The sequence below is a fragment of the Citrobacter sp. RHBSTW-00881 genome (genome assembly GCF_013728515.1).
Classification (GTDB): domain Bacteria; phylum Pseudomonadota; class Gammaproteobacteria; order Enterobacterales; family Enterobacteriaceae; genus Citrobacter; species Citrobacter braakii.
The window spans coordinates 2,538,191-2,560,385 of sequence record NZ_CP056269.1; the positions used below are offsets into that span (position 1 = coordinate 2,538,191).

The 22,195-nt window shown below is 49.6% G+C and carries 26 protein-coding genes and 1 pseudogene; 16 read left to right on the forward strand and 11 right to left on the reverse strand.

Annotation, left to right across the window (positions count from 1 at the left end):
• Window positions 1-2: 2 nt before the first annotated feature.
• The gene (locus HV311_RS12095; RefSeq protein ID WP_046276373.1) at window positions 3-710 is read right to left on the reverse strand and encodes a CoA transferase subunit A; all 708 of its coding nucleotides are present in this window, start codon (window positions 708-710) and stop codon (window positions 3-5) included.
• Window positions 711-852: 142 nt separating this feature from the next.
• On the opposite strand from HV311_RS12095, the gene HV311_RS12100 reads away from it, so the two are divergent.
• On the forward strand, window positions 853-1,743 hold the full coding sequence (locus tag HV311_RS12100; RefSeq protein WP_181635447.1) for a LysR family transcriptional regulator: 891 nt from the start codon (window positions 853-855) through the stop codon (window positions 1,741-1,743).
• Between the two features lie 28 nt (window positions 1,744-1,771).
• Here the strand turns inward: HV311_RS12100 and HV311_RS12105 are convergent, their stop codons facing one another.
• The 7 genes from HV311_RS12105 to HV311_RS12135 are packed head-to-tail and all read right to left on the reverse strand — an operon-like array spanning window position 1,772 to window position 8,689.
• Entirely contained in the window at window positions 1,772-2,707 is a 936-nt protein-coding gene (locus tag HV311_RS12105) for an ABC transporter ATP-binding protein (protein WP_191221134.1), read from the reverse strand.
• The gene (locus HV311_RS12110; RefSeq protein ID WP_016156537.1) at window positions 2,700-3,686 is read right to left on the reverse strand and encodes an ABC transporter ATP-binding protein; all 987 of its coding nucleotides are present in this window, start codon (window positions 3,684-3,686) and stop codon (window positions 2,700-2,702) included. Before HV311_RS12110 ends, HV311_RS12105 begins: the two co-directional genes overlap by 8 nt.
• Window positions 3,683-4,579: a D,D-dipeptide ABC transporter permease gene (gene ddpC / locus HV311_RS12115; protein ID WP_016153092.1), complete on the reverse strand. Its 897-nt coding sequence runs from the start codon at window positions 4,577-4,579 to the stop codon at window positions 3,683-3,685. The genes HV311_RS12110 and ddpC overlap by 4 nt, the downstream gene beginning before the upstream one ends.
• Entirely contained in the window at window positions 4,576-5,598 is a 1,023-nt protein-coding gene (locus HV311_RS12120; RefSeq protein WP_016153091.1) for an ABC transporter permease, read from the reverse strand. Before HV311_RS12120 ends, ddpC begins: the two co-directional genes overlap by 4 nt.
• Before the next feature lie 44 nt (window positions 5,599-5,642).
• Entirely contained in the window at window positions 5,643-7,205 is a 1,563-nt protein-coding gene (locus HV311_RS12125; RefSeq protein ID WP_191221135.1) for an ABC transporter substrate-binding protein, read from the reverse strand.
• A gap of 15 nt (window positions 7,206-7,220) precedes the next feature.
• The gene (gene ddpX / locus HV311_RS12130) at window positions 7,221-7,808 is read right to left on the reverse strand and encodes a D-alanyl-D-alanine dipeptidase (RefSeq protein WP_016156534.1); all 588 of its coding nucleotides are present in this window, start codon (window positions 7,806-7,808) and stop codon (window positions 7,221-7,223) included.
• Window positions 7,809-7,822: 14 nt separating this feature from the next.
• Entirely contained in the window at window positions 7,823-8,689 is an 867-nt protein-coding gene (locus HV311_RS12135) for a MurR/RpiR family transcriptional regulator (protein WP_131345762.1), read from the reverse strand.
• Between the two features lie 400 nt (window positions 8,690-9,089).
• Here HV311_RS12135 and hdeB point away from each other — a divergent pair, with 400 nt between their 5' ends.
• A complete protein-coding gene (hdeB, locus tag HV311_RS12140; protein WP_003019999.1) occupies window positions 9,090-9,419 on the forward strand; it encodes an acid-activated periplasmic chaperone HdeB in 330 nt (109 codons plus the stop codon).
• 155 nt (window positions 9,420-9,574) lie between these two features.
• The gene (locus tag HV311_RS12145; RefSeq protein ID WP_016153087.1) at window positions 9,575-11,518 is read left to right on the forward strand and encodes a methyl-accepting chemotaxis protein; all 1,944 of its coding nucleotides are present in this window, start codon (window positions 9,575-9,577) and stop codon (window positions 11,516-11,518) included.
• Window positions 11,519-11,583: 65 nt separating this feature from the next.
• On the opposite strand, the gene HV311_RS12150 is transcribed toward HV311_RS12145, so the two are convergent.
• Together HV311_RS12150 and HV311_RS12155 are read right to left on the reverse strand one after the other, a co-directional pair.
• Window positions 11,584-12,951, reverse strand: a complete 1,368-nt coding sequence (locus HV311_RS12150) for a glycoside hydrolase family 10 protein (RefSeq protein WP_181635451.1) — start codon at window positions 12,949-12,951, stop codon at window positions 11,584-11,586.
• A gap of 12 nt (window positions 12,952-12,963) precedes the next feature.
• Window positions 12,964-13,251: a VF530 family DNA-binding protein gene (locus HV311_RS12155; protein WP_016153085.1), complete on the reverse strand. Its 288-nt coding sequence runs from the start codon at window positions 13,249-13,251 to the stop codon at window positions 12,964-12,966.
• Window positions 13,252-13,706: 455 nt separating this feature from the next.
• On the opposite strand from HV311_RS12155, the gene HV311_RS12160 reads away from it, so the two are divergent.
• The gene (locus HV311_RS12160) at window positions 13,707-14,423 is read left to right on the forward strand and encodes a YebC/PmpR family DNA-binding transcriptional regulator (RefSeq protein WP_016153084.1); all 717 of its coding nucleotides are present in this window, start codon (window positions 13,707-13,709) and stop codon (window positions 14,421-14,423) included.
• Between the two features lie 186 nt (window positions 14,424-14,609).
• Here the strand turns inward: HV311_RS12160 and HV311_RS28245 are convergent.
• Window positions 14,610-14,732: pseudogene (locus HV311_RS28245) on the reverse strand (alpha/beta hydrolase); the annotation flags it as partial.
• A gap of 189 nt (window positions 14,733-14,921) precedes the next feature.
• On the opposite strand from HV311_RS28245, the gene HV311_RS12165 reads away from it, so the two are divergent.
• The 12 genes from HV311_RS12165 (at window position 14,922) to HV311_RS12220 (ending at window position 22,186) form a co-directional block, all read left to right on the forward strand.
• Window positions 14,922-15,212, forward strand: a complete 291-nt coding sequence (locus HV311_RS12165) for a hypothetical protein (RefSeq protein WP_191221136.1) — start codon at window positions 14,922-14,924, stop codon at window positions 15,210-15,212.
• Window positions 15,213-15,223: 11 nt separating this feature from the next.
• Entirely contained in the window at window positions 15,224-15,745 is a 522-nt protein-coding gene (locus HV311_RS12170) for a hypothetical protein (protein ID WP_191221137.1), read from the forward strand.
• A 7-nt stretch (window positions 15,746-15,752) separates the two neighbouring features.
• Complete coding sequence (locus HV311_RS12175) at window positions 15,753-16,475, forward strand: hypothetical protein (RefSeq protein WP_191221138.1); 723 nt, start codon at window positions 15,753-15,755, stop codon at window positions 16,473-16,475.
• Between the two features lie 9 nt (window positions 16,476-16,484).
• Window positions 16,485-16,754 (forward strand): helix-turn-helix domain-containing protein, encoded by a 270-nt coding sequence (locus HV311_RS12180; RefSeq protein ID WP_062958097.1) that lies wholly within the window; start codon window positions 16,485-16,487, stop codon window positions 16,752-16,754.
• Window positions 16,755-16,756: 2 nt separating this feature from the next.
• Window positions 16,757-17,020, forward strand: a complete 264-nt coding sequence (locus tag HV311_RS12185; RefSeq protein WP_128298822.1) for a hypothetical protein — start codon at window positions 16,757-16,759, stop codon at window positions 17,018-17,020.
• The gene (locus HV311_RS12190; RefSeq protein ID WP_181623893.1) at window positions 17,007-17,366 is read left to right on the forward strand and encodes a hypothetical protein; all 360 of its coding nucleotides are present in this window, start codon (window positions 17,007-17,009) and stop codon (window positions 17,364-17,366) included. Before HV311_RS12185 ends, HV311_RS12190 begins: the two co-directional genes overlap by 14 nt.
• A gap of 197 nt (window positions 17,367-17,563) precedes the next feature.
• Window positions 17,564-17,878, forward strand: a complete 315-nt coding sequence (locus HV311_RS12195; protein ID WP_191221139.1) for a hypothetical protein — start codon at window positions 17,564-17,566, stop codon at window positions 17,876-17,878.
• Entirely contained in the window at window positions 17,879-18,316 is a 438-nt protein-coding gene (locus HV311_RS12200) for a hypothetical protein (protein ID WP_191221228.1), read from the forward strand. It abuts the gene before it with no gap.
• On the forward strand, window positions 18,303-19,184 hold the full coding sequence (locus HV311_RS12205; RefSeq protein ID WP_244565119.1) for an integrase: 882 nt from the start codon (window positions 18,303-18,305) through the stop codon (window positions 19,182-19,184). Before HV311_RS12200 ends, HV311_RS12205 begins: the two co-directional genes overlap by 14 nt.
• A gap of 3 nt (window positions 19,185-19,187) precedes the next feature.
• On the forward strand, window positions 19,188-19,445 hold the full coding sequence (locus HV311_RS12210) for a hypothetical protein (protein WP_062958103.1): 258 nt from the start codon (window positions 19,188-19,190) through the stop codon (window positions 19,443-19,445).
• 1,080 nt (window positions 19,446-20,525) lie between these two features.
• Entirely contained in the window at window positions 20,526-21,479 is a 954-nt protein-coding gene (locus HV311_RS12215) for a hypothetical protein (RefSeq protein WP_174332614.1), read from the forward strand.
• Entirely contained in the window at window positions 21,476-22,186 is a 711-nt protein-coding gene (locus HV311_RS12220; RefSeq protein WP_191221140.1) for a phage baseplate protein, read from the forward strand. Before HV311_RS12215 ends, HV311_RS12220 begins: the two co-directional genes overlap by 4 nt.
• Window positions 22,187-22,195 lie beyond the last annotated feature (9 nt).

A 22,195-nucleotide genomic window follows, 5' to 3' on the forward strand; every position in this document is an offset into this window, starting at 1 on the left:
GGTCAGGCTCCTTTCTGGCGCAGGGTGCGTTGTTCAATACGTTTTTCAAACTGCCCCTGGATAATGCGGTTAACGTAAATTCCGGGGGTGTGAATTGCGGCGGGGTCCAGCTCTCCGGGAGGGACAATTTCTTCAACTTCCACGACGGTAATACGCCCAGCGGCAGCCATCAGCGGATTAAAATTTTGTGCGGTGTGGCGATAAATAACGTTGCCGTACCAGTCGGCTTTCCAGCCTTTAACCAACGCAAAATCACCGGTTATCGCCTGCTCTAAGATGTAAGGGCGTCCGGCAAACTCGCGAACTTCTTTCCCTTGCGCGACCGGGGTTCCGTATCCGGTCGCGGTAAAGAATGCCGGGATCCCCGCGCCGCCCGCGCGCAACTGCTCTGCCAGCGTGCCTTGCGGCGTCAGGATAGCTTCCAGTTCACCGCTGAGAACCTGCTGCTCAAACAGGGCGTTTTCACCTACATAAGATGCGACCACTTTGCGTACCTGGCGCGTTTCCAGCAGAACGCCAAGGCCAAAACCATCCACGCCGCAGTTGTTTGACACAACCGTAAGCCCCTGAACCTCCCGACGGCGTACTTCGGCAATCAGGTTCTCGGGGATCCCACATAAGCCAAAACCGCCCGCCAGCAGCGTCATGTTATCGGTCAGTCCTGCCAGCGCCTCTTGATAGGTGGCAACCCGTTTATCCAGTCCAGCCATACACTTGCCCCTCATGTTGTCCTTGCCGACATCATTGGGGGTGAAAAATGATTTGTTAATTTTAAATTTGTGACTCACTCATTGGGTTTTTTTATCAATTTAATGTTAATTAAAGGTATTCAACAAGTTAAAGGAATGCGAAATGGGAATGAGCATCAAACAGTTACGCGCGTTTTTAGCGGTAGCTCACACTCTGAATTTTGCTCATGCCAGTGAAAGACTGAATATGTCGCAACCCGCTTTAAGCCTGGCGATTAAAGGACTGGAGGATTCACTGGGCGGGGCGTTACTGTTGAGAACCACCCGCAAAGTGACCCTGACGCAGGAGGGAGAAACGCTGCTCAACATGGGGCGACAGCTGCTGGCGGACTGGGAGAATACGGAAGAGGCAATGCGCCAGCGCTTTACGCTGCAGCGCGGGAAAATCTCTATTGCCGCCATGCCCTCATTCGCCGCTAACGTCCTGCCATCGGTACTGAAAACGTTTCGTGATTCCTACTCCGGGATCAACGTAACGGTACATGACGTGATTAACGAACACGTGATTGAGATGGTCAGTGAAGGGCGGGTGGAGATGGGCATTGCCTTTGAGCCGGACTCTTCAGGGCATCTGCATTTCACCCCGCTCGGCGTGGATCGTTTTATCGCGATTGTTCCGCCGACATGCAAACTGGCGGGCCGGGATCGTATTGCGTGGCGCGAATTGCTGACGCTGGATTTTATCACCCTGCAACGTCCTTCCGCCGTGCGCCTGATGCTGGAAGAACAGCTGGTGCAAAGTGGGCATACGCTGGAGGTGGCGCTGGAGAGCCATCAACTGGTGACGGTTGGTCGCCTGGTGGCGAGCGGACTGGGCGGCAGCGCCGTGCCTGCATTGTGCCGTACGCAAATGACAGAGCTGGGCGCAACCTGTATCGATCTGGATACGCCGGTGATCCAGCGTCGGATCGGCGTTTTGCGTTCGGCGCATCATAAGTTATCTACCGCTTCTGAAGTGCTGGTGGATTCACTGAAAAAGGCGTATTGCACCTGACCCTCACGCAATACGCCAACCGTTCAGCTCATGCAACCGCCCGCCAGCAGCGAACTTCACCACCGCTATCACTTTTCAGCAATGCCTGTTTCTTCTCACAGCCGCTGGTCGCCAGTGGGCATCTGTCACGGAAAAAACAACCCTGGGGCAGCGTTCGGTTCCCCGGTAGTTCGGTTTTCCGTAACACCAAATCCTCCGCCAGCGGTGATCCCGTTTTAGGGACCGAATCCAGCAATAATCGCGTGTAGGGATGGGCGGGCTGCGTGAGTACCTGCTGCGCATCGCCCAGCTCAACAATTTGCCCGAGGTACATCACCGCCACGCGGTCGCTCATATGGCGAACCACCGACACGTTGTGCGAGATCAGCACGTAAGTCAGGTTTCTGCGCGCCTGCAATGACACCAGCAGATTGAGAATTTGCGCCTGCACGGAGATATCCAGCGCCGAAGTAGGTTCATCAAGCACAATCACGTCCGGCTCTGATGACAACGCCCGGGCGATGGCAATACGCTGGCGCTGTCCACCGGAAAACGCATGCGGCAGGCGGTCGAGATATTCAGGACGAATTCCCACTTGTCGCGCCAAATCTTCAGCAAGCATACGGCGCTCACGTTCTGCAGGACGTTTTTGGATCCACACCGGTTCGGTGATAATCCGCCATACCGGTAAGCGCGGATCCAGCGATGAAAGGGGATCCTGAAAGACCATTTGCATACCGGTATGCTGCTTGTCACCACGGCGCGCATAGTTGCCCTGACTGGGTTTCAGCATCCCCATCAGCAGTTGCGCCAGCGTACTCTTTCCACAACCGGACTCGCCAACAATCCCCAGCGTTTCCCCCTGACGGATCTGTAAATCCAGACCATTGAGGGCATGCACCCGTTCCGTTACCTTGCCAAGCCAGTTTTTACGCGCAGGGAAGTTGACATGAACATTCTGCAGCGCCAGTAAAAAATCAGACATGTGTTGTCTCCAGTTGCGGATACCAGCAGGCAGATTGTTGATCCCCGCCTCCCTGACTGCGTAACGCAGGTGTTTCTTCACAACGGGGGCCAGCGGCAAAGCAGCGCTCGCGAAACGCGCATCCCGTCGGTAAGCAGGTTAAGTTCGGCACGGTGCCGGGAATGGCGGGCAGCAATGCGCGCGGCTCGCCGTGTTCCGGCGCGCATTTCAGCAGACCAATGGAATAGGGATGCGTCGGGCGTTGAATAACGGTTTGCGTTGGGCCACTCTCAATCACGCTTCCGGCATACATGACGTACAACCGGTCGCATAACTGTGAAACCACCGCCATATCATGGCTGATAAATAACACGGCTGTCCCGCTGGCTCGCGCTTTTAACTTCAGCAAACGCAGCACCTGCAGTTGCACCGTGACGTCCAGAGCGGTGGTCGGTTCATCGGCAATGATAAGCTCCGGTTCACACGAAAAGGCCAGCGCTATCATTACGCGCTGGCGCATCCCGCCGGAAAGCTCAAACGGGAAACGCTTCATGACTTCCGCCGCATCCGGGATTTGCATCTCCTGGAGTAAAGCGATGGCTTTCTGACGGGCATCCGTGCGGCTTAACGCCTGATGATGGCGGATAACCTCCACCATTTGCTGACCGATGCGTCGGGTCGGATTCAGCGCCGTCATGGGTTCCTGAAAGATCATCGCTACGCGTGCGCCGCGCCATTGGCGCATTTGCTTCTCGCTGGCATTGAGCACATCTTCCCCCAGCAGCGAAACGCGTCCCTGGTGGATATGATAACTGCCTTCCGGCAGCAGACGCATGGTGAGCATGGCCGTCACGGACTTACCGGAACCGGACTCACCAACCACGCCAACGATTTCTCCGCGGTTGATATGCAGCGATACATGGTTAAGCGCATGCACGTCAGCTTTATAGCCGGGAAAACTCAAATGCAAATCTTCGATTTCCAGCACGGGTTGTGTCATGACTGTTTTCCTCCGGCTTTCGGGTCAAGCAGATCGCGAATACCATCGCCAAAGAGATTAAAGCCCACGGCGGTAATCAGAATGGCGGCGCCTGGGAAAGCGCAATACCACCACTGATCAAGCACATAGTTACGGCCTATTGCGACCATCGCTCCCCATTCAGCGCTGGGTTGCTGTGCGCCCAGACCGATAAATCCGAGCGTGGCGGCCATCAGGATCGCACTGCCGATATCCAGCGACGCTTGCACAATTAGCGGGGGCAGAGAGTTACGTAAAATGTGCCAGCTAATCAGATGCCAGCGTGATGCGCCGTAGGTCCGCGCCGCCTGCACATAGGTAAACTGGCGCACTACTAACGTTTGACCGCGTGCGAGGCGCACATAAAACGGAATACGTACGATAGCAATCGCCAGCATGGCGTTAAACAGGCTTGGACCCAACGCGGCGGCCAGCGCCATCGTCAGCACCAGCGAGGGAATGGACAGCATAATGTCCATTATTCGCATAATAATTGCATCGGCGCGTCCGCCCATGACGCCAGACAAACAGCCCAGCAGCGAACCCAATCCCCCGGCGATACCCACCACGACCAGCCCCGCAACGACCGATTGTTGGCTACCCACCAGAACGCGGCTGAACAGATCGCGGCCGACTTCATCGGTACCAAACCAGTGAGCGGCTGACGGGGGCAGCAGGCGTGCACTCAAATTGATGGCATTAGGGTCGTGAGGGGTTATCCACGGCGACAGCACCATCAGCAGCAGTATCATCACAATGATGACCCCGCCAACCAGCGTCAACGGGCTGCTTTTCATCATCCAGAACAGTTTAGCCCAGTCTGTGCGACGGCGTGTTGTCTGAGGCGCGGCTGGCGTTTCTTGTGTGAGCATCATTGTGCATCTCCGCGTCCAATTCGTGGATCGATCCACAAGTAGAGTAAATCCACCACCAGGTTAACCAGCACATAGGCGAAAGAGACCACCACGGCAAATCCCATTACCGCCGGGAAGTCGAGCGCCTGAATCGACGTCACCACCCAGGCGCCCATTCCCGGCCAGGCGAAGACCGTTTCAGTCAGCACCGCACCGTAGAGCAGATCGCCCAATGCCAGGCCGAGAACGGTTATCGAGGGGATAAGCGCATTTGGCAACGCGTAACACAACACGATGTACCAGCCCGGCAACCCACTGGCGCGAGCGGTGCGAATGTAATCTTCACTCAGTTGCTCCAGCATGGCGGAGCGAATCTGACGGGCAACGATCCCCAGGTGCACAAAGGCCAGCGTCAGCGATGGCAGGATCAGGTGCTGAAGCGCATTGAAAAAGACTTCGCCATTGCCTTCCAGCAGTGCATCAATCAGATAGAACCCGGTGACGTGAGTTGGCGGATCCAGCCAGTCATCTAAACGTCCACCGCCGGGTAAAATTTGCAGATGACCATAAAACAGCACAATCACCCCCAGCCCCAGCCAGAATGCTGGTGTGGAGATACCGGTGATCGCCATCAGGCGAACGAGGTGATCAAGCCAGCGGTTGCGCCAGACCGCAGATAAAATGCCTAAAGGAATACCGATAACCAGCGCCAGCAACAAGGAGCAGAAAGCCAGCTCAAGGGTGGCGGGGAAGAAGATGCGCAGCTCATCCAGCACCGGACGTCCGGTGCGAATAGAGGTGCCTAAATCGCCGTGAAAAATGTCGCTGACATAGCGAAAAAACTGGACATACAGCGGCTGGTTCAGCCCCAACTGTTGGCGAATATTTTCGACAATTTCATCACTGGCGCGATCGCCCGCCAATAGCCGCGCGGGGTCGCCAGGTATCAGGTGCGAAATAATAAAAGTGATTACGCAAACACCGATAACCACCAGAATAAGTCCCCAGCATCGCTGGCGTAAAATGCTCCAGAACGTCATTAGCTTCCCCTTGCGGAGCCAGAGCGGCTCCGCATTAACGTGGCTTATTTACTCATGGTGGAGATATTGAAGACCTGTTCCAGCATGGGGTTGAATACAAATCCTTTGACGTCTTTGTTCATCGCCAACTGATAGTTTTTCTGGAATAAATAGACGTAGGCGGCTTCATCAATCACGATAGTTTGCGCCTGCTGGTAGTCATTGGTTCTGGCAACCTGATCGGTCGTGGCCAGCGCGCTACGCAGCAGCTTATCGACCTCACCGTTTTCATAGAACGAACGGTTACCCGGCAAGCCTTTCTTATCTGACTCAAACCAGTAGTTCATAAACATGTACGGATCGGCGAAATCTGGGCTCCAGTTGCCAATGGCAATGTCGTAATCTCCTTTGCCCACGCGGTCACGCATGGTGGCGTTCGCCAGTTTTTCCAGCTTCACCTTAATGCCCAGTTTGCCAAGGCTTGCCTGGGTCGCGAGCGCGATAGGTTCCCAGTTGGGGTCATTATCCGAGTACAGGAAGCTCAGGCTGTCAGGTTTGGTGGCAACTTTCTCCCACGCCGCTTTCGCTTTGGCTTCATCGAAACTGTACTGCATGGCCTTGTCGTCAAAACCCCACATGCCTTCAGGGATCGGACCCCGCATTTGCTTACCGTTGCCGCTCAGGATCCCGTTTACCATGCCTTTATAATCGGTGGCCCACGAGATGGCGCGGCGTAAATCCACCTGATTGAGCGGCGCTTTACTGTTATTCAGATACAGATAGGTCACGCGCAACGAGGGATAATCCGCCACGTTAACTTTGCCTTCCTGTTTTAAGGCGGCAAGCTGGTCAACCGGAAGCGCATCAGCAATGTCGATATCACCCCGCGACAATTGCAGACGGCGAGAGGCGCTTTCACCGATGATTTTTACCGAAACCCGCTTAAACGCCGGTTTTGCACCGGCATAATATGGGTTAGGAACCAGCACCAACTGCTGTCCCTTTTGCCAGCTTTTGAGCATGAAGGGACCGGAGCCTGCCGTGTTCTGCGCCAGGAATCCGCGGGCATCGTCTGCGGCATGCTCTTTTAAGACGGCCGGGTTAATAATTGAGGCCCCGTCATTGGCCAGCGTATACAGGAACGGCGCAAATGGCTGGCTGAGGGTAAACTTCACCGTATTTTTATCGATAGCCTCAACCTTCAGATCTTTCGGGAACGCTTCTGCAGGCCCCTGGCCGATTTTGAGCAGGCGTTCAAAAGATTGCTTTACCGCATCAGCCGTCACCGGCGTTCCATCGGCGAATTTGGCATCGTTTTTCAGGATAAACGTCCACTCTTTCTGGTCGTCAGAGGCCTTCCAGCCGCTGGCCAAATCGCCTTCAACTTCCGTGGAGCCTTTACCGCCATCCGTTTTGTACTGAACCAGCCGCTGATAAGAGGGATAGGTGACCGTCCAGTCGTTGTTATCGATGGTCACGGCGGGATCGAGCGTCTGCGGATCGGCAGCTTTGCCGATTACCAGCATATCTTTGGGAACGGCGGCCTGCGCAGCGGGCAGGGCAAACGCCAGCGCAACGGCTATCAGAGCGGGGCGAAAAAACGCGTTTAACGCAAGTGTAGTCTTCATAACCAGGCTCCAGAATTAAAGGGAATGTTGTGTTGTTATGGGTGTGACAGTGTAACAATCTATCTGATCGTCAAGCAGCGGATAGCGGGCGGCATCAGGTAATTCAAAATGCCACCACTCGCTGGTGATACCGACAAAACCGCCGCCGAACATAATGGCATTGAGCAGCAGGCGGTTGCGCTGCGCAGCCGGAGGAACAGAAGGGTGCCAGGCATGGGAACGGTCGTGCATCTCATCAAAGCCCGCGCCCATATCGAGAAGATTGCCACGATCGTCCATTAGCGTAACGTCAATGGCCGTCCCGCGGCTGTGATTGGATCCTATCGCCACATCAACAACATACTGAGGATCTGGACACGCATTCCACAGCACCGCCTGCGCCTGCTGCGGGCGATACGCGTCGTATACCACAAGTTTCAGGCCCGCCAGTTGCGCAATACTGATGCTTTTCGCCAGCGCAGTGACCGCCTCGGTGTGCAACAGGCAACGAGCTTCCCGGTAGATAGGGGCGCCGGTAATGTTGTCTGCCGTAGCGTATTTAAGATCGATATGCAGCGACGGGAATATCACCGACAGATCGACCAGTTCTGGGGTTTCTGACATAGCACGTTTCCTGTTTATTGTTCGAATTGACCAAATTGTTGTTGTAACTGGCGATTGGTTTGCAGGCGTTCTGCGAGGGAATCACCCAGTTGGGCCACCACCGCAGAGAGTAATAAGTTGAACAGACAGCTCACCGGAGCCAGTGAGTCCCAGAAATGTCCGGTGTCAGTTTTCACCTGAAGTAAGTCAATGGAATAGTCTCGGGCCCACGGGCACCACACATCGGTGATTAACGCCAGCGGAATGCAGCGTTCTGTGGCAACGCGGCAATATTGTCGCGAGATAGCGGAATAGGCGCGCATATCGGTGATCACCACGTAAGGCTGGGTGAATCCTGAATTCAGCGACTCGACCCAACTGCCGGAAAGCCCTTCGGAGTAGCTGACTTTAGGCCGCAGGTATTCCAGGTGACTGAAAAAGGCGTTAGCGATCCCGCGGGTGGACTGGATCCCAAGGATATACACGGCTTCCGCATGCGCCAGCCGCTGCGCTATGCGTAAAAACGTTTCGCCTTGCGCGAGTTGATAGACATAGGTAATGGCGTCGATTTCCAGTAATAGCGACTGCTGCGCGCGATCTGGCAGGCTTTGTTGCTGGTGCCAGGAGTCCAGCCGCTCGTTCATCCCCCAGGGTTGATAGGTGACGACGGGTAGCTCCCGCAGGCTGGCTTTTGCATCTTCCAGATTGCGAAAGCCCAGTTTACGCAGATAGCGTCCAACGGTAATGCCGCTGGTTCCGGTCGCTTTAGCAATACCATCCGCGGTTTCAAAAGGGATCTGCACAGCATGGGCTAACAGCCACCCGGCCACGCGCTTTTCGCTGGGCGTCAGTTGGCTAAAGGTCTGCTCTATGCGGGTAAATAACTCCGGTTTCGCTGTCATTACCTTCTCGCTGTTAATTGTTTGTCAGAGTACGGTTCACTGTTAGCAAATTAACAATGCAGGACGCGTGCCATGTTGGTAACAGCGGCACGCTGACCATTTTTGTTAAAAATCAGCCCATATCCGTTAACTAATGATCAACATTTGTGCAGCGTAGTTCAGTTTTGGTGCAGCGACAGGGGAAGAGGGGTATGAATCTGCTGATTTCGTCGGAACGATCACATTGTGGCCACGTTTTACGCCCAGACATCAGAATCAGTAATGTGAAATATAAATTTCAGCCATATCAATGGTGGCAATCTTTATTCTTATGACGTTAGGGGTATTATTTTTTGCGAACTACATTAACGGTTTGAAGCGCAAGTGTAGATATTATTTATATTATAAATGGAGTACTACAATGAATAAATTCTCCCTTTCTACAGCAGGTATTCTGGTCGCAGCGCTGTTAACCAGTGTCAGCGTCAATGCAGCAACTGATAACGCTAAAACTGAAGTGACTCCAAAAGGCATGAATTGCCAGGAGTTTATTGATTTGAACCCGCAAACTATGGCCCCAGTGGCTTTCTGGGTGCTCAATGAAGACGAAGATTTCAAGGGTGGCGATTACGTAGACTATAACGAAACCGTGACTACTGCAGTTCCTCTGACCGTTGAACTTTGTAAAAAACATCCGCAGAGCGAATTAAGTAAAATAAAAGACGAAATCAAAAAAGAATTATCCAAATAAGATTAAGTCATTATTAAAACCCAGCCAAAGTGCTGGGTTTTGCTATTTGTGACAATGTCACCTATTTATTTTGTGATACTTAAGAAAACTTTATAAAGATATAAACGCCTGTGCCGATACTGGATAAAAGTTAGCCTTTTGCAGAAGGAGTTTGTATGGCCTGGTATCCTACTCGTATTTCAACGCGTTTAACCATCGGCGGCATTCTGCTGCTTGCAGTCACGACCCTTGTTATTGTGGTGATTATGCTCTGGCGTGGTCAACCGCGCGTCGTTGAAATCAACACCGCCCTGATCGAAGAAACAGGGCAAGGTTTAACCCGCCAGTTGAGTACCGTATTGTCACGAATTGAAGGTGAGACCGTTAGCTTGTCACGACTGGCTGAGGTGCTGCCAAATGATGAATCTCTTTATCAAAGCGTCGTTCCGCATCTGATTGGTGAAGATAAAGATTCGATTATTACCGGCGGCGGTATCTGGCCAGAACCAGACGCTTTCACCGCAGGTGTGGAGAAAAGAAGCTTTTTCTGGGCGCGTAATGCTGAAGGTAAACTGGTGTATTCCAACGACTATAACGTCGAAGGGTCAAGCGGATACCACAATGAAAACTGGTATCAGCATGCTAAAGGGCATTCACAAAACAGTTGCTTATGGTCTGATGTCTACCAGGACGCCAGTTCAGGCGTCAACATGGTAACGTGCAGCGTACCTTATCAACTGGCGGGCAAGTTTGCCGGTGTCGCCACCACCGATATTCGCCTGGATAACGTCGCCACTTTCATGCAGCAGCAGGGAAACAGCACCGGTGGTTACGCGTTTGTGGTGGACAAGCAGGGACAAATCCTCTATTTCCCGCAGGCCGATCTGGCGAAATATAAAACCATTAACGATCTGGCGCAAAGCGCGCAATGGCTTATCCCGGTGGAAAACGGTCTGAAATCTCTGCGCCCAGCGGACGGGGTGAAAACGATTACGCTTGCAAATGATAACGTCCTGAATTCGGCTTCACGAGTGATGCTGTTCCCGATGGCGGATACCGGTTGGGTTGTTGGTCTTGCGACGCCTGAATCGCGTATCGTCGGCCTTGCCAAAGTGATGATGCAGGACGTGCTGGAAGTGTTGATCCCGATCATGACCCTGTTGCTGGTGGGATCCTGGCTGGTGGTTCGCCGACTGATTTCACGTCTCGATGATACCCGTCAGGCTCTCGATGACATTGCGCAGGGAGAAGGCGATCTTACCCGTCGCCTGGATGTGCGTGGCAAAGATGAGATTTCCGCTATCGCCGAAGCGTTTAACCTGTTCGTCGATAAAATCTCAGCCATTCTGATCACTGTCAGAAGCAGTAGCGTAGTGGTGGCGAATAACGCTGTCAGCCTGGCAGACAGTAATATGGAACTTTCATCTCGCGTGACGCAACAGGCCGCTGCGCTGGAAGAGAGTTCAGCGGCGATGGAACAGTTAAATGCGACCGTTCATCAAAATGCCAGTAATACACAACTGGCGGATGAACTCTCTGATAGCACCGCGCAAACGGCCAACCGCTGCGGCGATGTTATGCAGGGTGTTATCTCTACAATGGATAACGTCAGTGCCTCATCCGGCAGAATGGTGGAAATTGTCGCGGTTATCGACAGCATTGCGTTCCAGACCAATATTCTCGCCCTGAATGCCGCGGTTGAAGCCGCCAGAGCAGGTGATGCCGGGAGAGGGTTTGCCGTTGTGGCCTCCGAAGTGCGCACGCTGGCCCAGCGCAGCGCCACCGCCGCGCAGGAAATAAAGGCGTTGATTGATGAATCCGTTTCTCATGTAGGTAGCGGAAGTCAGCAAATTCACAATGCGGGCGAACGTCTGGGAGAGCTGGTCAGTAATGTACGTCAGGTACGTCAGTTGATGGGGGAAATACGCGTTGCGGGTGAAGAACAACGCAAGGGCGTTTCCGAAGTTACGCTGGCCGTTACCGAAATGGACAGCACCGTTCAGCAAAACGCCTCGTTAATAGATGATGCTGCCGCGCGAACGCAGGCGCTGAAAGAGGAGGCGGAACAGCTGGCGATGCTGGTCTCATCATTCAGATTGCCTGAGCCTTCAGTTGCCTGATGAATCGGTTAAGAGCGTCCGTATAACCGGACGCTCTTGCGTTATAAATCCAATACGGACGACCATTAACGCCCCCAACGACTGCGAATATAGGTCACGGCTTCCTGCGTTTGCGGCTGATTAAGGTAATCTTCGCGAAACAAAATTGTGCCGTTAATGTGCGGTTCAGACTCGTTCAGATCGAGCTGTTTTTTCAGCTCCGGCACACCGCCTTTGACCGTCCAGTCAGGTTCTTTTCGCGACGGCTCACCGACTTTGTACAACGCCACCCCAATATACAGGCGGGTGTTGGTTGATTTGACGACATCTGCCCACCATTTTGCCAACACATCGTAACGCGCCGCGTCGCGGGCAAAAGGCCAATACAACTGCGGGGCGATGTAGTCCAGCAAGCCTTGTTGCACCCAGCGGCGGGTGTCCGCATACGATTCATCATAGGCTGCCGCGCCGCGCGTGTCGGAGCCCGCCGGATCGTGCGAACGGTTGCGCCACACGCCCGCAGGGCTGACGCCAAATTCAACTTCAGGTTTGAGTTTCTTAATGGTTCGTGAAACCTGAGCGATCAGGCGTTGCGTGTTATCGCGCCGCCAGTCAGCTTTGGAGACGAATCCCTGGCCGTATCTTCTGAAGGTCTGGCTGTCGTTGAGCGCAGAGCCGGGAGACTCGGTATAGAAGTAATCATCGAATTGCACGCCGTCAACCGGGTAATTCTCAACCACTTCAGCCACGATGCTGGTTATCCAGTCACGCACTTCGGGAATACCGGGATCTAACACAAAACGCTCGCCCGAGGTACGGATCCAGTCCCGATGCAGGACAAAAACGCTGGAAGGCGTCTGTGACAGCGTGTTGTTTAATTCGGTAACCGTCGCAGGTTTTGTGTTAACGGACACGCGGTAGGGGTTAAACCAGGCATGGACTTTCATTCCGCGTTTATGCGCTTCATCGAGCATAAACCGTAACGGATCGTAACCCGGATCCTGACCAATCTTACCGGTCAGGGTATCTGACCACGGCAAGATTGTAGAATGCCACAACGCAGTGGCATCGGGCTTCACCTGGAAAAAAACGGTGTTAATACCAAGACGTTTCAGGTTATCCAGCTTGTCAGTCAGCGCCTTTTGCTGCTGGCTGATACGAACGGCAGGCGAGCTGATGTTGACGGATGAAATCGGCGGCCAGTCAAGACGCGAAACCGTTGCCAGCCAGATACCACGCACCGGCTCCTTGCTCTGCTGTGGATTGCCCACCGGGGGCAGAGGGGTGATTTTTGAACCGGGCGGCTGTGAAGAACAACTGCCAAGTAGCAACATACTGCCTACGAGCAGCGCAAACCATTTCATGTTGGTTCGCGGCAGCCTGGCTCGGGAACGGGCGAGAATATTCGCCAGTTTTTTCTGATAATTTGCTGAAATAAAACCGGATGCTGACATCAGATTTTGCTCTTAATTCTTCTTGTTGCGGCTGTTAGCCCAGGGATCGAACGCCGGTTCGGTGGTGTTATTTGAGGCCAGGTCATGCAGTGAATCCAGGTACAGCGCTTCAACTTCTGCCCGCGCCCACGGCGTGCGGCGCAGAAACTTCAGACTGGATTTAACGCTCGGCTCATTTTTAAAGCAGTTGATATTAATGCGTTGCGCCAACTCAGCCCAACCATAACGATCAACCAGTGCATTGACCTGCATTTCAAGCGTTACGCCATGTAAAGGGTCTTTAGAAATATGAGCATTCATATGAAGTCCAGTTCAGTGGTTCCAGATTTTGTCAGTAGTGCAACGGGAAGAAGGTTACAAGAAAGCGGGGCGACCAGCAATGGCATCTGTTCCTCAGGCTTTCATGATTAAGAAGTAAACATCAGCCAGACATTGCTGAAGAAAAGATCTGGATTAGATGCGTTCATTAATCTTAAGTGGGTATTTATACCTGGATTGTTACTTCAGCTTCTCTTTATTTATGTATTATTGCTACCATTCAACTATTAAAATTAAAAAACTAAAGATCTAAAAAAAAACGAAAATAACATATCCATAATGTTAACTATTGATAAAATTAAAGTAACATTTAGTAAAACATGGATATTTTGTTTTTCATGGACGAGAGTTTACATATCATGATATAATATTGCGGAAAAATTTGCAGGCTATTAATCTGCATGTAATGTAAATGAATTTCTGAGGAGACTATTCCAGTGGGACGTAAATGGGCAAATATTGTTGCTAAAAAAACTGCTAAAGACGGTGCAACGTCTAATATATATGCAAAATTCGGTGTAGAAATCTATGCTGCTGCCAAACAAGGTGAACCAGACCCAGAATCAAACTCAGCTTTAAAATTCGTTATTGAACGTGCGAAACAAGCACAGGTTCCTAAACACGTTATTGATAAAGCAATTGATAAAGCCAAAGGCGGCAGCGATGAAACGTTCGTGCAAGGGCGTTATGAAGGCTTTGGTCCAAGTGGTTCACTGATTATCGCTGAAACGTTGACGTCAAATGTTAACCGTACGATTGCTAATGTCCGCTCAATTTTCAATAAAAAAGGCGGGAATATCGGAGCGGCAGGTGCTGTCAGCTATATGTTTGACAATACCGGGGTGATTGTATTTGCAGGAACAGATCCTGACCATATTTTTGAAATTTTGCTTAATGCTGATGTAGATGTTCGCGATGTAACCGAAGAAGAGGGAAACATCGTTATTTATACTGAATCTACAGACCTTCATAAAGGAATTGCAGCCCTGAAAGCCGCTGGGATTACTGAATTCTCAACAACAGAATTAGAAATGATTGCTCAATCAGAAGTTGAACTTTCACCAGAAGATTTAGAAATCTTTGCAGGACTCGTTGATGCCCTTGAAGATGACGATGATGTTCAAAAAGTCTATCACAACGTTGCAAACCTCTAATTATAAATAAAGGAATCTGTTATTGCGGCAGATCTTTAACTTATAAAGTTGTTACAAAAATATCTAGCCCGATACATTGATTATAAAAAAAGAAAAATTTACGGTAGAAAATCAAAGTGACTGTCTGCTTTTGCTCAAGGCAGACAGTCATGTCCAGCAGTTTTCAGTCAGGATTAGCAGGGGGAGCTTTTCCAGGAATGAAAAAACCGCTTCCTGGCTTCCTGACTCGAAGGCGACAACAGCTCTGACCTTATCGTTTTTCATCACTGTGTACCAACCGGAACCGCCAAACTGAGAATGGCTAAAGAGGGATCTGCATTCGGGGTCATCTGACGAAAACTTTTTACCGTAGCAGATAAGGGAAGGGTAAGGATTTGATGGAACGGCGTCAGCTAAGGGGTATGAACTAAGCATTCATCAAATACTAAATTGCATTTAACATAATATACATTCGGTAGAGCGATAACACGTAGTCCATAGATATTATGGGTGAATGTTATGGCTATATTGAGTGTGAAGTTAACCAAAACCAGCAACACACAGCATGTTGTTAATGCTTTACTCTTGATTTGTTGCCGAATGGGTGAGGGACGTAACACCGTTCATCTTTTCGGTGATGAAGTATCTGATATATCACCACGTCAAAATGTTCAGTCTTTACCTGAGCGCACAGCAAAAATCCTCTCCGAAATATCACGTCGCGGCTTGTTTTTTCACGTAGCGCCGCACGGAAAAATTCACGGCATTTTCATTGCCACACATCCTAAGAATCTCAGCCGAAACGCATAGGGGGGCGCATCATGCGTGATTTTGCTCTGATTTTCCGGCATGCGTGGGAACTGGCAAGAAAGGGGGCTGAGACGTTTGGCGGCTCTGCCCGTGATTACTTTCGCGAGTCCCTTCTGTTGGCTTACAACCAGTTAAAACGCAATGTAACAGCAAAAGACCTCGTTAAAATTATGGCAGGTCGTTACATGTCAATGAGCCAAATCCGAGAAGAAGTTAACGCCAAATTTAAAAAACAAACAGCAAAGAACATCGCCCGTAGAATTTGGAACATGTTTCGCTCTCCCTATGTAGAAATAGAGAAGATCAAATGTGAATCTACTGGAAAATATCTTTATCACCTGAAACATGCACAAAAAAACTTCTTTGTAAGCGGGGCAATTACTCGCGCCCTGAAATCAGCACGGCAAGAAAAGAAGAAGGCTATAAAACCGCGTCCAGCAATGTCAAAGGATGAAATTAACTCTTGTCGTATGGCTAATGCTTTTCATAAAGCGCTTTCAACCGGGATTTACATCCCACCTAACTTAATTTGAGATAAACATGAGCAAAAGAACACAAATTATTCAGTTTAGGGCAGACGAAGAAACCTATCGTCGCGCCCAAGAGCGCGTAAAAGATGGCAGTTTGCAATTGCCAGATGTGATGCGTGCGGCGCTTAGGTCGGTTGCTGATGCTGATGTTTCTTGCCTCGCTGATTTAATCAACGGTTCAACATCAGGGAGTGAGGATATTAATCAGGCATGGCTTTTCCAAAAATGTCATGAACTTTTTGATTACCGTGACGGGAAGTTGTTCCGCAAGTCACGTAAAGGGATGGGGGAACAAGGAGACCCTGTTTTTATCAGGGTTCGTGAAGGTGAGGAACATGTATTAATTCAGGGGAGTCATTACCCATTGAAAGATATTGTCTGGTTAATGGCAAACGGGAGTATTGCCGGGGAGGTGGAATATAAAAATCCACACAGGGTAAACATGAAGCACTCAATTGAAAACCTCATGATTAACCCTGTTAAGGAAAAAGAGATAACTCTTGTCAAATATTTAACTGGATCTGAGAGGATCAATGTTATCAAAGTAAAACAACGTGCGCTTATGTTTGACACTGGTAATGATGAAAACACTAAAAATGTAATAGAAAAATTAATTAACAGTGAAAAAACAATTCCATTACTTCTACGCGGTGAGGATGGCTGGGTTGCATCCAGAACAGCTATCCACGCCTTTAAATTAAGCGATAACCAGTACGTGGTAAGCATTTCTTAAGGGGGTTTTATGTCAAATGAAACAGTAAAAAAGGTCATGGCAGAAAAACGCCGAATGACCATCGGTCAATTAACCGACCTGCTTGTTAGCGGTGCTTTACGCCGCGAATTAGGTATGGATAAAACGGAATTCGCAGGGTTGGTTAGCGTCATGCGCTCGACGATACGCCGCATTGAAGGGCTGGAAGCTACACCACGCATCGGATTGATTTTTAATACCGCTGCCGCTCTGCGCATTGGCATTGATTTTCCAATTATCGAAGAAAAGGCAAAGAGGTAACAATGCGCCGTTACATCATTACAGATAAGGATATTTTTGATGTTTTTCAGCGCTGGACAAGCCCAACACTGAAGAACCAGAAGATGCATACCAGCTTCATTCGTGAGGCTGTGTGCCGCGCACACCCTGACAAAGTAATTCTCCAGTATGACATTCGCCAGAAGCTAAAAAATATGGCTTCGCGTGGATTGGTAACTGAGGTTCGTTTAAGTCCGAATGCAACAGCCTGGATGATTAATAAAGGTGATTTGAATGGACAAAATTAAGACCAAAAGAAGCGAACGAAGATTATCGCGTGACCTTATAGAAGAAGCGTTAAAGCTGGTGGCTGACCGTAGTGAGCGTGAAGGGGTGAGCAAAGATACAGCTAAGCGTCATGCGTCAGCCATTCGCGGAGTAATTCCGGCGCTGGGTGTTGTTAAGAGCAAGGTTATCAAGCCGGGGGTATGGGTGGCTCTGTATGCCCGTAGCGATTCAACATCAACAGTCATTAGCAATATGAAATTTACTGCCGTGATTTTTGAATGGGCGGGGCAACAAAATTATGAGGATGCCGCATTTTACGCTGCTATCGCGAATGCGATTCGTACAGCGCTAGCGGTTAAAGGGTAATTACAAAAAATGAAACCATACGGGCAATTTTATTCAGTCGATGGATGTACCTGTGCTTTGTGCCGCTCTCGTGGTTATCGAAAGGGAAACGGCTATGAGTCGGAAAGTCGCACTAATAAACATAGAGCGCGTCAAGAGGCTAAGCGCGGCATCAATAAACAACTTACGGAGGTCGCCCCATAAGGGGCGATAACAGAATGGAAAAATTCACTAAAGAGCAGGTCAGAGCACACGTTATTGCAAAGCTGGACCGCTATTCTAAATCAACATTTCCTGTGTCGATGGCATCACTGGCGCAAATGGAAAAGCAGATTTTAGAAATCGCACTGGCAGCACTAACGGCAAAGCCTTTCATGTATGGCATAGAAGACTGCGACGGTATGGCATATTTTGCAGAGCACTGTGTAAGCAGTAACCCGGCGCACCTTAGCGATGAATTACAGACCGCTGACGATGAAAGCGGTGAGGGTGCAAAGGTTATCCCGCTTTACCGTTTGCCGGAGATTGATTAAATGACCAATAAACCAGAACAGCTAACAGACTTACGCGCACTGATTCTTTGTGAAATCGGGGATTTCTTTGCCGGGTTCGGCTGCCCGGGAGAACCGGAAACGCCGGAGTATATGCAGCGAGAGTTAACTATGCGCGTAGGTCGCATTCTCAATGACCACATTGTTAATTACCCGCGCTGTGAGGCATTGGTTGAAATCCTGCGTGAATGCCGCATCGCTCGTGACGAAGCACAGGCAGAGCTACAGGAACGCCGCAAAGCTGATTACGCTGAGCCTGTAGCATGGCTTCATACTGATAATGGCATCGGTATTCCGGCAATAACAAGAAGCCGAAATGTGGCGAATGGTTGGTTATCAAAAGGTTGGAAGATCCAACCTCTATATACTGTTGCCACTCAGTCAACGCCATTAGTAAAAGGCGGTGATGATGCTCTCTGATTTGCTGATTATGGTTGACCGTCGAGCTCAGGCGGTCAGTTTACGCGAGAAAACAATCATAAATGAACGTCATGCTGTGCGTATGCTAGAGCCGGTTCTTGCTCTGGGGGTTAGAGCCGCTAGTGTACCGGATACATGGGTTAGATATGCCGACAGATGCATCGACAATGGTCTTGCGGCATCCACTATCCGTCAGCGCATTGATTGTGTTGCTGCTGTCGTTGCCTGGGTGATTCATGCTGACATCAAATTTAAGCCAGCCGCGCCCGGTTCGCTAGGGAGAATGCTGGAGGCTATGCGAACCGCAGCAAGGGCAATTGGAAAGAGAATTAAGCGCCATCGGGCATTAAGTAAACCAGCACGAGTAAGTATTGATGAATACACCGCCGTCGTTCAAGAAATAGAATCTCTACGCGAACCATACAGAACAGCCGCTCGAATGATGTTATGTTTCGGGCTAAGGGCATCTGAAACACTCTCATTATCCAGCAACTCTCTTATATCGGGTGGCAGGCTGTTTATTCCAGACCGTTGCACAAAGACGCATGCTGACCTGCTTTTACCTATTCCAGTTAAATACATTCCACTGATAGATGAGTGGTTATCAGTAATCGGGGAGTCAGAAATAAAATATAACACACTGGTAACGACTATATCCCGCGCTGGTATAAAGTGGCGTTGTCATGATTTGCGTAAGTTGTTCCGTACTTCTGCCGCTGTTCGTGGCGAGGATTTTCTTGCAACAGAATTAATACTTAACCACGCTGTCAAAGATGTACCATCTATTTATTTACAGTCGCCACCATTCGCAGCAATGAGAAAAATATTAACTAACTCGATAGAAGAATATTTACAGGTAAGGGGGTAGGAAATGTCAACGCCAGCAATAAAAGATAATGATGTAATGTATCAAAAGAAATACCCGAGACATTGCCTGTTTAAATTACTCCAATTGCGTACAAACCTAAAAGCGAAACCTGATATTTATCGAGTGGAAATGATTAGTCGTGAAGGTGAAAAGATATTGATGGGAGGTCGCAAAACGACTCAGGAAGCAATAGCACTTTATCGGGACATAGCAACGTTGAGCGCAGCAGAAGTAGAAACGGCTTTCAGTAGCATGGTCTAAATAACGTCAGCAGAACACACCCGGCATTTGCCGGGTTTTTTTATGCCTGCAAAAAACACATCAAATAAAGTTTGTGTGAATAAATCGTTAAGCCCCACTTAACAAAATATAAACACAAGCAAGGTTAAAAATGTTAACAACAAAGTTAAATATGTGTAGTGTGGATAAGTTTATCCAAACCATAACACATAACAAAGTAATGTGATTAAAGTCAGTTTTTAGACAAAAACAACGAAAAATTATTTAACTCAATAAAAACAATTAATTGCGAAAACTGGTTGTTTCTGATGCAGTTTATGTACGTTTTTTGTCGTCAATACATTGTATTTTGCCAGCGACATAAAACAAAAAAATTAAACCATAAAATACACCATATAAATCATAAGCATACACAGGTGAAGCAAACGGATATATAAGGTTGGACATTCTGAAAAATATGTTGAAATTGAGCAGGGAATAGACAAAAACCACATAATCATTAATAAATGTTTCTGCCGGAAACAAAGCCGAAAAAGAGGACGCTGCTTAAGTATTATATAAATCAAAAGGATAGCCCCATCTAAAGGAAAGCCGCCATAAAAAAATTCGGGAATGTTTCTACGACCTCATCCGACCAGATGTTTTAACATATTGACATAGAGATATTGAGTTAGTCACAAAAGCAGAAAGCTGGCATGAGGCAGGGGGGCGAAAACATATTAAACCGCGCTCAGGCTTGTTTCCACCAGCGCCGGGCGTTCTCTATCACTTTCTGTCTTACAACTAGAACGGGTAAATAATTGACCGTTAAAGGATGGCGAGGCTGTTACAAATTAAATGTTCATAAATCAGCCACAACATTTAAAACAAAGCAGCAACATGAAAGCTGGCACGATAAATGTTATCCACAATAAAAATCAGCATTTCCGCCACTTCAAAGCGATATTGACCACTAACATAAATCGTGCAGGTAGCGGTTTTGTTCGTGTTTATCCACAGATTCAACCTTGCACCAAATATTGACGCATTACCGCTGGCGGCGTTTCTGTAATTAGCCTGGGCGTTGCCTTTAAATCACTCCTATATAAGGAGGTGATTTTTATGGCTTACGGGCGTCAGTTCGAGATAACCGTTAATTGCACAGATGGCGAGACGATCCACATTACGGATGTAGATGTGGATTTTTCGTCTGTGCGTGACGATGAAAAAGAGCCAAACGAAGCTGACTTGACCGTGTGGGGGCTTACGCCTCAGACGCAAAATGCAATCGCTCAGGCAGGTTCAACCGTCAGCGTTGCCGCTGGCTATATAGATGAAGGTATGTTCACCCTGTTTCAGGGGGAGCTAATCAGCGCCGTAACCATTAAGCCTAACGAGGTTTATGGTCTGAAAATGAAAATTTATGAGGCGCTTATTCCATTTCGCGCCAGCGTCACATCTCGCACTTTTAAAAAGGGGCAAAACCTCAAAGAGGCGGTGTCGCTGGTTGCGTCAGATATGGGGCTGGGGTGTCAGGTTTCGAAAGCTGCAGCAACATTAGTGTTGCCTAAGAATGTTAGCGGCGTCGCATTATCCCGCGATGTACTGACCAGCTTATGTAAGCCAGTTAATGCCACTTGGTCACTTCAATATCAGTCGATAGTTGTTACAGCCGGTGATTCTGTTCTCACTGGTGCTGCCATTTTCTCACCTGAAACGGGCTTACTTGGCGCTCCATTTTTGAAGATCCATTCACCTAAGCGCACCAAGAAAAAGAACCCATCAGAAAAAGACAAAATCCAGAAGAAACACGACAAAAGCATAACTACATACCAGTGGCCTCCTAAAGGCTCTCAGGTTGACTACTCAAAAGGCGCTCGCCGTCAGATGGGCGTTATTGAGGCTATTACTTGGGAGTCGCTTTTACGTGGCGGTGTTGAGATTGGCGAGCAGATAGAGCTTTCGTCGCCTTCTATGGGGGAAGGCTGGAACATCATTGTTAAAAAGATTTCCCACAGATTCAGTACGCGTGACCGTCAGGCATGGTCATCCTCATGGGAGGGCATCATTGCATGAGGACGGGAAGTCAGGTTAACGCAATCGTAGAGCAGGCGCTTAACTCAGCAATTTTTGCTCTGGAAGCTGTGATTGTTTCTGTAGGTGAAGGCCGCGCAACCGTCAGGCCAACGCCAAAACGTTCATTTGGCGACAATCCAGAGCCTGTTGCTTATCCAGTGGTTGAAAATGTGCGTCTTATCTCTCTGGTTTGGGATGGCGGCAAGTCTGGCATCAGCGGGCGAGTTTTGCCGGGTGATGAATGCTTATTGATAGCGCTATCCCACGGCGACAGTGACGAACCAGACCATAAAACCTTCTCAAATGCCGTTGCCCTGTGCGGCTTTTCCGACAAATCAATTCATCAGATGCCAGATAGCCCCGGCATACGCGTTTTCAGTGGTAGCGCCTTCATCGAATGGGATGACGGGAGCATTAAAGGTGATACCGGACAGGGCGCAACCTTTGCCTTTACGGGCAACAAAATGACCGTTGACGCACCGGGCGGCATCGATATGACTGCCCCCATGACCACCATAAACGGGAATTTAACGATTTCCGGCGCTATCAGTCAGGGCGCTAAAGGCGGTGGCAACGCTGAATTCGGCGGCAACGTCAAAGTAACCGGGAAAAGCGAAGCGGCTGACCATATCAGCGGCGGTAAATCCGGTAAATCCCATAAACACAGAGAAAACGGACAGGGCAACCTTTCCGATGAACCGACATAAGGAATCGCC

Bases quoted from the DNA above. Each gene is read 5' to 3' on its own strand.
- HV311_RS12220 (WP_191221140.1), top strand. From the start codon at position 21,476: ATGAGGACGGGAAGTCAGGTTAACGCAATCGTAGAGCAGGCGCTTAAC.
- HV311_RS12150 (WP_181635451.1), bottom strand. From the start codon at position 12,951: ATGTCAGCATCCGGTTTTATTTCAGCAAATTATCAGAAAAAACTGGCG.
- HV311_RS12100 (WP_181635447.1), top strand. From the start codon at position 853: ATGGGAATGAGCATCAAACAGTTACGCGCGTTTTTAGCGGTAGCTCAC.
- HV311_RS12105 (WP_191221134.1), bottom strand. From the start codon at position 2,707: ATGTCTGATTTTTTACTGGCGCTGCAGAATGTTCATGTCAACTTCCCT.
- HV311_RS12155 (WP_016153085.1), bottom strand. From the start codon at position 13,251: ATGAATGCTCATATTTCTAAAGACCCTTTACATGGCGTAACGCTTGAA.
- hdeB (WP_003019999.1), top strand. From the start codon at position 9,090: ATGAATAAATTCTCCCTTTCTACAGCAGGTATTCTGGTCGCAGCGCTG.
- HV311_RS12215 (WP_174332614.1), top strand. From the start codon at position 20,526: ATGGCTTACGGGCGTCAGTTCGAGATAACCGTTAATTGCACAGATGGC.
- HV311_RS12095 (WP_046276373.1), bottom strand. From the start codon at position 710: ATGGCTGGACTGGATAAACGGGTTGCCACCTATCAAGAGGCGCTGGCA.
- HV311_RS12125 (WP_191221135.1), bottom strand. From the start codon at position 7,205: ATGAAGACTACACTTGCGTTAAACGCGTTTTTTCGCCCCGCTCTGATA.
- HV311_RS12210 (WP_062958103.1), top strand. From the start codon at position 19,188: ATGTCAACGCCAGCAATAAAAGATAATGATGTAATGTATCAAAAGAAA.
- ddpX (WP_016156534.1), bottom strand. From the start codon at position 7,808: ATGTCAGAAACCCCAGAACTGGTCGATCTGTCGGTGATATTCCCGTCG.
- HV311_RS12135 (WP_131345762.1), bottom strand. From the start codon at position 8,689: ATGACAGCGAAACCGGAGTTATTTACCCGCATAGAGCAGACCTTTAGC.
- HV311_RS12165 (WP_191221136.1), top strand. From the start codon at position 14,922: ATGGCTATATTGAGTGTGAAGTTAACCAAAACCAGCAACACACAGCAT.
- HV311_RS12175 (WP_191221138.1), top strand. From the start codon at position 15,753: ATGAGCAAAAGAACACAAATTATTCAGTTTAGGGCAGACGAAGAAACC.
- HV311_RS12195 (WP_191221139.1), top strand. From the start codon at position 17,564: ATGGAAAAATTCACTAAAGAGCAGGTCAGAGCACACGTTATTGCAAAG.
- HV311_RS12180 (WP_062958097.1), top strand. From the start codon at position 16,485: ATGTCAAATGAAACAGTAAAAAAGGTCATGGCAGAAAAACGCCGAATG.
- HV311_RS12200 (WP_191221228.1), top strand. From the start codon at position 17,879: ATGACCAATAAACCAGAACAGCTAACAGACTTACGCGCACTGATTCTT.
- HV311_RS12120 (WP_016153091.1), bottom strand. From the start codon at position 5,598: ATGACGTTCTGGAGCATTTTACGCCAGCGATGCTGGGGACTTATTCTG.
- HV311_RS12205 (WP_244565119.1), top strand. From the start codon at position 18,303: ATGATGCTCTCTGATTTGCTGATTATGGTTGACCGTCGAGCTCAGGCG.
- ddpC (WP_016153092.1), bottom strand. From the start codon at position 4,579: ATGATGCTCACACAAGAAACGCCAGCCGCGCCTCAGACAACACGCCGT.
- HV311_RS12145 (WP_016153087.1), top strand. From the start codon at position 9,575: ATGGCCTGGTATCCTACTCGTATTTCAACGCGTTTAACCATCGGCGGC.
- HV311_RS12170 (WP_191221137.1), top strand. From the start codon at position 15,224: ATGCGTGATTTTGCTCTGATTTTCCGGCATGCGTGGGAACTGGCAAGA.
- HV311_RS12110 (WP_016156537.1), bottom strand. From the start codon at position 3,686: ATGACACAACCCGTGCTGGAAATCGAAGATTTGCATTTGAGTTTTCCC.
- HV311_RS12190 (WP_181623893.1), top strand. From the start codon at position 17,007: ATGGACAAAATTAAGACCAAAAGAAGCGAACGAAGATTATCGCGTGAC.
- HV311_RS12185 (WP_128298822.1), top strand. From the start codon at position 16,757: ATGCGCCGTTACATCATTACAGATAAGGATATTTTTGATGTTTTTCAG.